The 14,810-nt window shown below is 34.5% G+C and carries 5 protein-coding genes; all 5 read left to right on the top strand.

What is annotated here, in order from left to right; translation table 11 throughout:
* The gene (locus KO515_RS10250; protein ID WP_215936272.1) at positions 1-1,872 is read left to right on the top strand and encodes an OmpA family protein; all 1,872 of its coding nucleotides are present in this window, start codon (positions 1-3) and stop codon (positions 1,870-1,872) included.
* Between the two features lie 389 nt (positions 1,873-2,261).
* Positions 2,262-5,294, top strand: coding sequence for a T9SS type A sorting domain-containing protein (locus KO515_RS10245; RefSeq protein ID WP_215936271.1), 3,033 nt, complete (start codon positions 2,262-2,264; stop codon positions 5,292-5,294).
* 301 nt (positions 5,295-5,595) lie between these two features.
* Positions 5,596-7,209, top strand: a complete 1,614-nt coding sequence (locus tag KO515_RS10240) for a helix-turn-helix domain-containing protein (protein WP_215936270.1) — start codon at positions 5,596-5,598, stop codon at positions 7,207-7,209.
* Positions 7,210-7,277: 68 nt separating this feature from the next.
* A complete protein-coding gene (locus KO515_RS10235) occupies positions 7,278-8,366 on the top strand; it encodes a tetratricopeptide repeat protein (RefSeq protein ID WP_215936269.1) in 1,089 nt (362 codons plus the stop codon).
* Positions 8,367-8,517: 151 nt separating this feature from the next.
* Positions 8,518-14,810: choice-of-anchor J domain-containing protein (locus KO515_RS10230; protein ID WP_215936268.1), on the top strand; the 6,293-nt coding region annotated here is incomplete at its 3' end.

The raw sequence follows: 14,810 nt of genomic DNA, 5'->3' as shown, positions 1-14,810 counted from the left end.
ATGAAAAAAATATACAGTCTTTTCAGCCTTTTTTTACTTGTAACTTTAGGCTACGGACAAAATAAACAAACCGAAAAAGCGGATAAGCTTTACCAAGGCTATCAATATGTAGATGCGATAGATGCGTATCTCGAAGTGGTTGACGATAATGAAGCAGATGCTTATGTGTATAAGCAACTCGCTGATAGTTATTACCATTTGTTTAACATCAAGGAAGCCTCAATTTGGTATAAAAAAGCTTTAGAAACGACACAAGATGCGGAAACGTATTTTCGATATGCACAAGTTTTAAAGTCAGAAGGGAAATATGATCAGGCAAATGCACAAATGGATAAATTTGCAGAATTGGCACCAAACGATCAACGCGCTAAAGCGCATTTAGCAAACCCGAACTACATTCCAGAATTAGCAGATATCACCAAAACTTTTGAAGTAGAGGGTGTTTCTATTAATGATGAAGCCCAAAGTGATTTTGGAGCGGTATTATCAAATGATAATATCTTATACTTTGTAAGTACAAGAAAAACGTCTGGCAAAGAAGATGCGTGGACCAACCAACCGTACTTAGATATTTATCAATCCACTAGAGATGAAAACGGTGATTTATCAGCACCAGAAGAAGTCAGTGAGTTAAATACAATCTACCACGATGGTCCTTTAACGATAAGTGCTGATGGCAAAACGATGTACTTCTCACGAGATGGTCATAGTGATGGTACCTTTAAAAAGCTAAAAAGCAAACGCGTCAAAGTCGCTCAGCAAGGTATTTATAAAGCGACGCTAGTTGATGGAAAATGGGGCAACATCGAAGCCTTACCAATCAATAGTATAGACTATACAGTCAGTCACCCAAGTATTAGTAGTGATGGAAAGACGTTGTATTTTGCCTCTAATATGCCTAATGGACTAGGAGACTCAGACATTTGGAAGATCAGTATAAATGGTAACAGCTATGGAGACCCAGTGAATTTAGGCCCCAAAGTGAATACTTCAGGCAAAGAAGGTTTTCCTTATATCAGTGAAGATAATATATTATATTTTGCATCAAGCGGAAGACAAGGTTTTGGAGGCTTGGACATTTTTAAATACGATTTAAAAATCAATGAGACTTCCGTAAACTTGGGAAACGCAATTAACACTACTAGAGACGATTTTGCTTTTAGTGTTAATACCACTTTAAAAATCGGCTATTTTACATCAAATAAAACAGGAGTAGATCAAATTTATCAGGCCATTCCTATATGCCAGTTTAAAGCCATCGCGCTTGTAAAAGACCAAATTACAAATACGATACTTTCAGGAGCTCAAGTTACCATTTCAGATGCGCAGTTAAATGAAATAGCAGCACAAGCAACGGATATAAAAGGAAACACAAGTTTTAATGTGGGCTGTGAGAACACGTATACCATAAACGTATCAATGGATGGCTATGAAACGGCATCGTTTAAAGTTGCAGCTTCAGAAGGTGAGGATGTTACGGTTCATGCGGATTTAAAACCTATAAATGAGATGATTACAGAGACTGAAGTCAAGTTAAACAACATTTATTTTGAGTTCAATAAGAGTAATATTACCAATCAAGGAGCCTTAGAGTTAGATAAATTGGTAGAAATAATGAAGGATTATCCAGAGATGAAAATCATGGTGAGATCACATACAGATTCAAAAGGTCAAGCAGATTACAATTTAAAATTGTCCGAAAGACGTGCCCAATCTACGATGCAGTATGTGATATCAAAAGGCATCAGTAAAGATAGATTATCAGCAAAAGGTATGGGAGCAACAGCACCAAAAATCGATTGTAAATCTAACTGCACAGAAGATGAAGACGCACAAAACAGACGCTCTGAGTTTTTGATTGTGAAGGGTTAAAAGTCATTTGTTATAAGTATAGTATTGAATTATTTATAAAAAATGCTTTAGGTAGATGTACTTAAAGCATTTTTTTTTGTTAAAAATTCACGTCTATTGTCATGATAAATTGATGCTGTCGTTAAAATTTTTTCTATCTAATCCTTGTGTATTTATGGACTATTTCAATAAAATTTCAAGATTTAGCTTAGTTTGTGTCTAAAGTAATATAAAAACTTAATTTTTATTTAAACCATTGTTTGTTAGGTTTTTATGTGTGGTTTTTGTTTTTAATATTTCGGGAAATATTACAAACAATCACTTTATATAATGTATTTCTAGTTCTATATTAGAGTTTTGAAAGATTAACCTAATAATAATCACACTATTAATTAAAATCCTAAAAACCAATGAAAAAAATTACTTTGTACTTTATGATGCTCTTAAGCATTACAGCATTCTCTCAAGTAGAGATTGTTGAAAATTTTAATAATGTTCCAGACTTTGAGCTTCCGACAGATTGGACTCAAACAGGGGATTTTTTCACTACAGCTGGTTTTGTATGTGATGGATCAGGTAAGGGGCTAGTTGCAGGTTTTGAATTTGCGGGGTCAGCAACTGTTACAACTCAAAACTACACTGCTATAACTAATGATACAGACCTTACTATTAGTTTTTCTGTAAATATATTAGAACAAGCTACATTTTGGCCACCTATTACATATAGTGCACCAGCAGAAGGTTGGGGCAGTGTCGTTCTTGAGTATTCATTAGATGGCGGTGTCAATTGGATTACTGCATATACTGTAGATGATTCAAATTACACCTTTAGCGGAGTTGATAATTGTTATTCAATACCAGTGACTAATTTAGGCGTACTTACTGCAGGTAGTGATTTTCAAGCGCGATTTGTGGCAACGGCAACTACAATTGCAACGGCTAAATTATTTGTGGTAATAGATAATATTTCAATGACGCAAATAGCAACTGAAGTGCCAAATTGCGATACAGTATTATTAAATCCTTTAAATGGATCTGCAAGTGCTGATTTAAATACCGTTTTAACTTGGGAAGCTGCTACAGGTTTACCAACAGGCTATTCGGTTTCTGTCGGTACGACTTCAGGGGGAAATGAAATTGTGGATGCTGTTACTACAGCAACTACAAGTTATTCATTAGATGGCTTAGGCTTGGTTTATGAGACAGAATATTTTGTAAATATTGTACCATTTAATGGTATTGGTAGTGCAACAGGTTGTACAGAAGAAAGTTTTACGACACGTTTAACACCAATAGCAGGAGCAACATGTTCTAGCCCAATAGATATAGCTACACTTCCATACATTGTTGCAAATGACGACACTGCTAACTATGAAAATAATATTAATATAGGACCTTGTGGTGGTTATCCTGAAGCGTTTATGACAGGTAATGATGTATTCTATCAAATTACACCTGATGCAGATATGTCAATAGATATTAGTCTTGCCAATGTATCTGAATATGCAGCTGCCATTCACGTTATGGAAGGGTGTCCGGATACGTCTTCAAATTGTGTTGCAACCTTAGGAGATAGTTATGCATCTGCGCCACCTTATACAATGGAACTTACAGATGTTGTTTTATTAGCTGGTCATTCTTATTTTATTGTATTGAGTCGTGCAAGTTATGACGGTACATTTTCTTATTCTATGATTATTACTCAGAATGATTGTATTAATCCTGAATTTACGGTTACTCCAGTTGCTGAATGTGATTCAGGTGAGTTTTCTGTGGATGTTGATGTTAATTATTTAGGTGATGCATCAGGGGTGACTTTAACGGATAATTTTGGTTATTCAAACGATGCTATTGCTTCTACAGGAATCGTAAATGTTGGTCCTTATGCTACTGGAACTACAGTTGAGTTTACATTAACTAACAATGATAATAGTGACTGTTCTTATTCAGACTCAACGTACTTTTATTGTCCACCATCAAATGACGATTGTGTAAATAGTACGGTTTTAACAATTAATACAGATGATACTTGTACGATTTTCACTAGCGCAACTAATGCTGGAGCTACAGAATCTACTAGTAACCCTATAAATTGTGATTATACAAATAATAACGATGTTTGGTTTAGCTTTGAGGCTACTCAAGAAACGATTATATTAGAATACTCAAATGTTGTTGCGGCAATTGGTGATGGGGGTATAATTCAGGCGACTGAATTATTAGAAGGTAGCTGTGGTTCTTTTACAAGTTTGGCTTGTGTAACATCATTTAGCAACTACATTACATTAAATAATTTAACTGTAGGTAACACGTATTACTTAAGAAATAGCGCGAGTACAGATGGAGAATATGCTCAAAATTTTGACATCTGTTTAAAAGAGGCACCTGCAGCACCAATTAATGATGAGTGTGCTAATGCTACAGTATTAAACGTGTCAACTGATGAAAGTTGTGATAACCAGATTACTGGAACTACAGTAGGAGCAACAATTTCGGATGATAATAGCTGTAACGCTGATTTTACAGCGTTTTATAAAGACGTATGGTATGTTTTTACAGCACCTGAAACTGGTTTATACAAGCTTTCTTTCGAAAGAACGCAGTATGATACAAGTTCATATTTCTCTGTTTATTCAGGAACTTGTGGAGCTTTAGTTGAAGAAAGTACAAATTGTTACAATACGGATCCTTATGTGCTTTCAGCGACTAGTGGTGAAAGCTATTATGTAATGGTGAGATCTGGAGATGATGGACCTGGTATTGACTTCGATTTATGTATATTTAAATTGCCACCTCCTGCTGAAAATGATAGTTGTGCTACACCAACAATCTTATCTGAATCTACAGATGCAACAGGTGATAATTTGATTTCAGGTGATTTTGCTAACGCTTATTCTTCTTCTGAGTCTTGTGCATCATCAGCTAAAACTATTTGGTATAGCTTTACACCTAGCTACACTGGTACTTATCACTTTAACCTTACAAATACTGTAGGTTATCCTAATTACACAATATTCAATACAGATGATTGTTCATTAACAGCTAATAATTATGTTGCCGAAACCTATTGTTATAATTCAGGTGAACGCTCTGTAGAATTAGTTGGAGGAAACACGTATTTAATATCAGTTTTTAGTTTTGACAGTAATATTATTGAATCTTTTGATTTATTAGTTTATCCAGACGCGACCTTAAGTACAGCATCAAATACTTTAGACACATTTAAATACTATCCAAACCCTATAATAAATACTTTAACGATTGAAGCGAAAAGCACAATCTCAAATGTAAGTGTGCACAACATTGTTGGTCAAAAAGTGCAGGTGGCTAATCCTAATAGCCTAGAGACAATAATTAATATGGAGAATTTAAATAGTGGTGTGTACTTTGTTACCATAACTACTAATGATTCTCAAAATACGATTAAAGTTGTTAAAAAATAATCTGTAGTGACCTCAATTAATTAATAGCAAATTAAGTACATGGGTTGTATGTAAATTATAACCCATGTTTAAAACAACATTGTTTTTTAGAAAAAGCAGCCTTAAGGCTGCTTTTTTTTTATGCGTTTTTTAAAAATTTTAGAGCGTAAAAAAAAATCTATATTTATATTGTGACGTTGTATAGATATAGTTTAATACATTTATGGCTATATTATGGTGCTACAAAGTAGTTCTAACTGAAAGCTAATTCATTTTCTAATCATTATAGGCTTGAAAACTATATTTGTATTATAGTTATTACATGAAATTAAATTTAATAAATATAAAGTCATTTTATCATAGTAACGGATTTCCGCTAAGAAAAATTTGTGGATTTGTAATGCTTAGCTTGCTATGGTCAATACATGTGCATACCCAGCAAAATGATTTGGTTTTAAAGGCAGAGGAGCTTGTTTATTCTAATCCGGTTGAAGCTATTAAAATAGCAGACCATATCTCAAATATTAGTCAAGGACCAAATGAGACTGCAACTGCAAATTTGCTATTGGCCAAAAGTTTTTTAGCTAAAGGAGATTATGATAATGCTATTATTTTTGCTTTTGATGATATCAACCAATCCAAAGAAGTCGATGTACAGACGCAAATAGAAAATAATATATTAAAGGCGACATTGTTACGAAAACTCTATTTAGATACCCAATCTATAGAATGCCTTAATATAGCGAGGACTTTAAACTCTGAAAATTTAATTGATAAAGAAACTTTTGAATTTAATATTTTTTTAGAGCATATAAATATGCTGTTAGATCGGCTAAATATTGATGAAGCCATAGCAGAGGTAAAAGCGTCAGAAATTCAATTTAACAGTTTTTTAAATAACAATGTAAATAAAAAAAGAGCCCATTATTTAGTAACTGCAAAAGCTTATAATAGTTTAACTCAATACGATTCTGCTTTTGCATATATCGATAAAACATTTGAGTTATTAAACACCACTCAAAATAATAATTTGTACGAAAAAGCCCTGATTTATAAGGAGTCAGGATTATTGTTTCTTCAAAATAAAGAGTTTAAAAAAAGTAAAGAAACCTTATTTATTGCGTTACAGTTTGCTGAAATTTTAGATAATCCATTTTTATTAGAGCAGATTCATAGAGGGTTGGCAATTAATTATTTAGCTTCAAATCAGAATAATCAACATAATGTTTATTATAAAAAATTTTTAAATCTAAATACGACAATTGAGGAGATTGAACAGCAATCGGTTAATACCTATTTCAATATTATTAGTAGTCAAGAAGAAAGTCAATTGGATCGTTATAATTCAAAATACAATCAGTACTTATTCTTTTCATTTGCAGTAGCCATATTCATTGTCATTATTGGGATTTTAATTCTAATAAAAAGTGAAAATAGAAAAAAGCGTAGACGAGAGATTATTAATTATTTAGAGGTAAGCCGTAATATTGTTACAACGGTTAAGCCAACACAAACAGTACAAAGGCAAACCAATAAACGTTTAGTAATACCAGAAGAAACAGAGCAAAATATACTCCTAAAATTACAGCGATTTGAAAGATCTTTAAAGTACTTAAGCAAAGACATGTCGCTTGCCTTATTAGCCGGACAATTTGAAACCAATACCAAATATCTTTCTGAAATTATCAACAAAAACTATAACGATAATTTTAACACCTTTATAAACAAGCTTAGAATTAATTATATAATTGAGAAATTAAAAAACGATACCAATTATATTAATTATAAGATTAGCTTTTTAGCGGATGAAAGTGGTTTTTCTTCTCACAGTAATTTTACAACGGTTTTCAAGGGAATCGTTGGGATGTCGCCAGCGACATTCATCAATTTATTAAAAATAGAACGAGAAGAAATTATAAATAATAAGAAAACTTAATGTATCTAAAATTAAAATATAGCCTTCTGTTGTGCGTGTTACTCTTTGTTACATCGTCTCTCTTCGCTATGCAAATTGTAGACAAAGAAGGAGATAGTTTGGTTATTGAAGCAACAAAGGCAGTATTTAAGGATCCTAATAAAGCAATTTCATCAGCTTTAGCTATATATGATAATAGCTCTTTTTCTAAAGAAATAAGAACTAATGCGTTAATGATCGTTTCTACGGCGTATACATCAAAAAGAGATTATCAAAAAGCTTTAGATTATATCGTTAAAGCTAGTGAGTTTTCTAGTCAAATAGATAATAAAAAACTACAAATCGAAATTTTATTTAGAACCGGTATTTTATACCAACAAATGAAAATTTATGATAAGTCGATAGAATATATGGAGGAAGTTGAAAAGAGATGTTTCAATTACCCTGATAGAGATGCTATTGGAGGAACCTTGGCATCCAGCTATTTAGTAAAAGGCTTTGTTTATAAAGATAATTTAAATTGTGATATTGCTGTAGAGTTTTTCAAAAAAGGATTAAAGGAATACGAAAGACTTGGTAGACATCATCATAATAGAAGTATAGGACATTATAATATAGGAAATTGCCAGATATTGCTTTCAGAATATGCAAATGCAAAAGAGAGTTTTAATAAATCTAGAGAATTAGCAAATCTAGAAAATGCGAGTAGCTTAGTTTCTTTTGCGGAAAAAGGCATGGCAGAAGTACAGACGCTCGAAGGTAGATACCAGGAGTCTGTTTTACTTCTGCAATCGGCATTAGAAGAATCTAAAAATGTAGGGGATTTAGTTTTAAATTTAGGAATATATAAGGGGTTATTTGAAAATTATCTAGCCCTAAATAATTGGAGTCAATATCAAAAATACTATGAACTCTTTCTAAAAACTCAACTAGAAATTAAAAAATCTGAACGTAACTCTGTTAGTATATCGATTACTGAAAATTCTAAAAAATTAGATGATGACCTCAATGGTATTCAATCGAAATTTAAGAATAGAATTTTCATTTTAATTGCTCTAGTATTAATCTTCATTAGTGTTGTGTTTTTTATTGAAATAAAAAATATTAAAGCGATAAAAGCACTTCAGCAAAAAATAGAAAGCACTCAAAACATAAAACCTTCCATTAAAATCAATTAAGATCTATTTTGGTATTATTTTGTTGTCAGTCAGTGTTTTGAGTGTTGGTTTTGACTGTTAGATTTCGGGAAAAAATAAAGACTTAAGCTATATATATAGATGATATAGATATATATTTAGCAGTAAATTATTAATTCTGAAATTGATCCACATGAGACACAAGTTACAAAAATCGGTAGCAAAACAATCCCGTTTTTCTTCGATTATAATGTTTAAAGACTTAAAAATTTGTTTTGCCTTAACGCTTTTTTTATTTATTTCACTCAAAGGATTTGCACAATTAGATGAAAGTTTTGATAGTGGTATTCCAACAAACCCATCAGAATGGACGCTTATAAATAATGGTATCGGTTCTCAAAATTGGTCGTCTACTACAGATGGGTATTTAGGTACAAGTGGAGCTTCTATAAATCCATCTGCAGATAATATAGGTGATCAAAATACTGCTCAGTATTTCTTAGTCACTCCGCAAATTGAGGTGCCAGAAAATGGTGAAATTCAGTTTTATACTAAACAAGCAAGCGCTATTGATAATGGAGCGCAATACGAAATTAGACTTTCTACGGCTGCGCAGCCAGATGTGAATGGCTTTAATATTACGATTCAGTCGTATACAGAATCAAATTTAAATGTAGGTGATCAAACAGAATATGAAAAGAAGGTGATTGAGATTCCTACTTCAATTCCAGCAGGACTAAATATATATATTGCATTTGTAGCTGTAAATACGCAAAACGGAGCAACACCGACAGGCGATGAATGGTTTGTAGATAGCGTTTCTATTTTAGAGGGCTGTACTGAAATTGACGATAGTACGGTTACCATAAGCGATATAACGGTAGATACTGCAGAAGTCACATGGTCGCATCCAACTGCTAATGATTTTGAAATCCAAATAATTCCTCAAGGTAGTGTACCTGCTGAGAGTGGTATTGCAGTGTCAGGCACAAGTTATATCTTAATGAATCTTGACCCTGAAACAGCCTTTGATATCTATTTGGCTGCAATCTGTGACAACGAAACACAGAGTGCCTTCACGGGACCATACACGTTTGAAACTTTAAAATATGGATTGTCTTGTGAAACTCCTATTAGTATTACTGATGTTTCATCAACGCCTTATGTATTTGCAGATAATTTAGCTAATTGGGCAAATCCAGCTGTTAGTTATACCACTCAAGGAACCAACTGTATTTCAGGTGCGGATGGAACTAACTATTTAAATGGAGATAAAGTGTTTTTTACATACACTCCAACGCAAGACGAGTTAATATCCCTAAAACAAACTACATTTGATGGAGGTGATCAATCTGATAACTGCTATAATGCGCTTAGTACCCTTCTGGTATATGATAGTTGCTCTTCTGTTGGTGTCAACTGTATTGCAGGTGTAAATACGACTAATGGTTTCGAATCAAAATATATAAATAATTTATTTGTAGAAGCAGGTGAAACCTATGTTATCGTAGTCTCTACTTTATTTTCATCTGGAGCAGGTATGTGTTTTGAATTAGAAATTTCTGGCGGAACATGTGCTCCACCAGCTGATTTTACTTATAACGGTTTAACAGAGAACAGTGTAGAGTTTTCTTGGGATAATATTGGTGGTTTTGCAGATACTTGGGAGTATGTTGTTGTTCCTACAGGTGCTGGTGAACCAACAGGTGCTGGTATAACGACAAATACAAATATTGGAAACGTTATTAATACAGGATTGACAACTGCTACAACCTACGATTTGTATGTAAGATCTATATGTGATGGTTCACCTGGTAGCTGGAGTAATCCTTCAACCTTTACAACACAATGTACATCATTTGACACACCATATTTTACTGATTTTAATAATGCTACAAACGAAAATCCAGAACCATGTTGGACAACCATTGATGGTAATGGTGATGATGTGACATGGAATTTTATTGGAGGATGGGCAACTGTAAGAACATCAACCGCGCGCTATGAGAATAATGATTTTTATGTGTCACCGCGTATTAATTTCGATGGCACACCAAAACGTATTCGCTATAAGCATAGCTCAACTCAAGGAGCGTCAACATATACCGTAAAATTGTCAACCACAGGTGTTGGTATTGATGATTTTTCAACTGTCGTTTTACCAGCAACCACAATTAATAATACAAGTTTTCAAGAAATCATTGTGGATTTGCCAGAAGATATCGTTGGTGAGGTTAATATCGCATGGATTGTAGAACCAAATACGACGGAAACGGCGTTAAGGGTTTCTATAGATGATGTTTACATCGAAGACAAACCAACGTGTCCGGATCCATTAAATCCATTCGTACTTCAAATTACAGACGATTCTGCGTGGTTATTCTGGACTCCTGGTGATGTAGAAACAGAATGGGAATTAGCGATTCAAGATTTAAATTCAGGTTTGCCTACTGAACCAGGGATTATTACTTCTAGTAATTTTCCATATATGGCAAATGATTTAGAGTCTGGTAATAGATATGAATTTTATGTAAGAGCAGTTTGTGCAGAAGATGACCAAAGTCAGTGGGTTGGTCCCATAGAATTTACCACCTTGTGTACGTCCTACGACACTCCATTTTATGAAAGTTTTGATGATGAAGATTCAGATACTCAAAAATTTTGTTGGAAAACTACAGACGCAAACAATGATGGAACAACTTGGATTATTGATGATTACCATGCCTTGTTGCAAACATCCATATTTACACCTCCTACAGGTTTTAATGATTATTTAATTTCACCAGCTATAAATTTAGATGGGACTCCTAAAGCTTTAAAATTTAATGTTAGAGCAGATTTTTCATTATTTTCTAGTGCCACACGTTTTGGTTTAGAAGTGTTAATGTCTACAACTAATACGAATCCTGGTAGCTTTTCTGTGATTTCACCATTAGAAATTATATCGAATAGTACGTATGAAGAAAAAACGATAATAGTAGAAGGTACAGGAACGGTTTACTTCGCGTTTAGAGTGCCACCAGAATTTACAGGTACGTGGTCAATATTAAGTATTGATGATGTGAGGATTACCGATGCTCCTACATGTCCTAATCCATCTGACTTAGTGGTAAATACTACGACTGAAACTACAGCCGATGTAACTTGGTCTGCTGGATATGACGAAGAAGATTGGAATATTGTTGTGCAACCTGCAGGATCTGGTGTGCCAACTGAAGATGGAACAGCTGTTGAAACAACTAGTTATTTGGCAACCGATTTATTACCAGATACGGAATATGAATTTTACGTTATGGCTAATTGTGGTGATGGTACTAGCGAATGGATTGGCCCTATGCAGTTTAGAACATTGTGTGCATCATTTACAAGCCCTTTTGTTGAAACTTTTAATACAGATTCTGAGTCTGCTGACTGTTGGCAGATCGTTAATAACAATGAAGATTATTACTTCTGGAATTTAGATAGTGCGATTGAGCCATACGAAGGAGATCAATCCGCAGGTATTCCTACAACCACCAATGGAAATAGTGACGATTGGTTGATTTCTCCAACAATTACGATTACAGAAAATCAACGTGTACGTTTTTATTACAGCGCATATAGCGGTTATTATATAGAAGATTTAGAAGTGCTATTATCAACCAACGGAAGTGGTTTAGATCAGTTTACAACGGTTTTATACGATTCAGATGAAGATCCTGTGACCATTAATAATGCAGAATACAAGGTGAAAGTATTAAATTTTCCTCCAGGTATTTCTGGTGATATCAATATTGCGTTTCACATCCCTTATTTTCCACCGAGCCCTGAAGGTTATAGAGGTCAAGTATTTTTCTTAGATAATGTAAATATTGAAGATGTGCCAGAATGTGCACAACCGACTAATATTACCATTAACAATATTACCGATACTGAAGTCGATTTGGGCTGGGAAGTAAATGGAACTGAAACAGAATGGGAGATTTCAGTACAGCCATCAGGAACTCCGGCACCAGTAGGTGATACAGATCCGGCTTATTTATATAATGCTTCAACAAATCCATATACAATTACAGGATTAGAGCCTTCAACAATGTATGATATTTATATTAGAGCTATCTGTGATGGCAGTAATGCAGAGTGGACAGAACCAGAGGTCGTTACAACTAAATGTAGTTTCGATAATTTATGCCAATATACGTTTATACTAACTAGTGATTGGAGTATATCTGCATCACTAGATATCACTCAAAATAATCAAGTAACACAATCATTGCCATTCAATGGAGAAGATGCTGAAGAGTTTACGGTCTTTTTATGTTCAGGTGTCGAATTTTCTGTATTCTTTGCGACTTTAGGTAGTGCTCAATCACAATATGAAAATTACCAATTTGAAATTCTAAATAGTGAAGGAGTTTCAGTGTACTTAAGTCCTTTAAATATTCCTTTAAGAAGAACCGTTTATGAAGGCACTGCCATTTGTGGCGAAATTTCTTGTCCGCAACCTACGGATTTAGCTATTAGTGATACCAATGTAATGTCATGGACGCCGGGCGGAAGTGAAACGGAGTGGGAAGTTGCTATTCAACCGATTGAAAATGGAACTCTTCCAGAATCAGGAACCATTGTTTCAACTAATTCATATACACCAACTGCGGCAGATTTTAATGATCCTTATGCAGCGACCTATGAGTATTTTGTAAGAGCCGTTTGTAGTGCTGATGGCGAAAGCTATTGGTCTGGTCCTTTCGATTTTGTAAGAAATGATGATGTGACAACCGCTTTAACCCTTCCTATAAATGCAGATGAATCTTGTGATCTTAAAGTCACAGAAGTTTCATTCGTAGATGCAACAGTTTCTGCTGAAGCTCTAAGTTGTGATGGTGAAAATGCTGGTGATGTATGGTTCGATTTTACGGCCGAATCATTAGTGCATATTATTGAAATCAACGGTTTTACAGGTAGTTTTTATGATACAAGTGGAGATATGCCCTATCCTGACATTACTATGACACTTTACAAAGACAATGGAGGTAGTCTTCAAGAAATAGCTTGTACTTATGATAAAGTGTTAGTGGCAATGTATGCTTCAGAGTTAGTTGTTGGTGACAACTATAAATTAAGATTAACATTAAATAGTTCAGAGCCTAATGATCGTAGATTTCAAGTGTGTTTAAGAACTCCTTTAGATTTATGTGATGTTGAAACGGTTAATGGAGGTTTTGAAGAGCCTGGTTTAGATTATTTAAGTGGTATTACTTCAATAGCTGCTATTCAGCCGATGCCAGGTTGGAGATCTAATTTAGATTGGCAAGCTATTTTTATATGGGAAGGAATAAATGCACCTGGCTTTGATGCTTATGAGGGCACACAATGTGTTCAATTACTATCCGATGAAAACGAACCGATAGATCCTGAAGATCCAAACGTCAAAGGGTATTATAGAGATTTTGATACTTCTGAAATAACGTTATATGATTTTAGTTATGCACACCTTGCAAGAGCTGAAGAAAATATTATACAATTATTAGCAGGTTCTCCAGGTGGACCTTACACGGTCATCAGTCAAAATTTAGCAGAGGTACAAGCTTGGACATTAATATCAGGTGAATACCAAATTCCTGAAGGGCAGTCCGTGACGAGGTTTATTTTTAGAGCTGTTGGTGACAATGTCATTGGAAATATTATAGATGCGGTTGAATTTTCTCCGAATAACACTATTGTAACAGAGCCATTTACAGTAGATTGTGATAATACAATTGCCAATATAGAAGCTAATGGATCTGGTATATGGATGCCAAGTGATTCTAATCCAGGGGCAGTTACAATAGCCGATGCTACTAGTAATACAACAACTATTACTAATTTTGTACAACCAGGAGTTTACACTTTTACATGGCAAACGTCGTATTGTTCATATGACATCGAAATCACGTACAACGGTATTTCAGACACACCAGAAGTGACGAGTCCAGTAGAATATTGTCTAGGAGATGCAGCATCACAACTGACAGCAACATCATCAGATACCTACAGTTTAATGTGGTTCACCCAAGCTGTAGGAGGCACAGGCGCTGCCACCGCACCAACACCAGATACCTCAGTAGTAAGCACAATTACATATTATGCTGCTTATGTAGATGCCGAAGGCTGTGAAGGCCCACGCGCAGAAATAGAAGTGGTTGTAAGTGAATCCTTCACACCAGAACTGACATTTACCTATGATACAACCTGTGTAGTTTCAACAGTAAACCCAACACCAAGTTTGATAACTGATTTTGCAACAGGAGGTACCTTTACATCCACAACGTTAACGGTAGATGCCACAACGGGAGCTGTAGATATGACTTCAGCTAGTGTAGGACAACACGATGTGACTTACACTTACGAAGGAGATGAAGATACCTGTACATCATCAGGTTCCTATGCAGCGACAATAGAGTTTACAGCAGCCTCAGTACCAGTCACAGGATTCAATTACGGCACCACAGCGTACTGTGTATTATC

Source organism: Winogradskyella psychrotolerans, assembly GCF_018860545.1.
Lineage (GTDB): Bacteria > Bacteroidota > Bacteroidia > Flavobacteriales > Flavobacteriaceae > Winogradskyella > Winogradskyella psychrotolerans_A.
The sequence above is the reverse complement of the archived record's forward strand: the minus strand, read 5'-3'. Positions and strand labels throughout refer to the sequence as shown.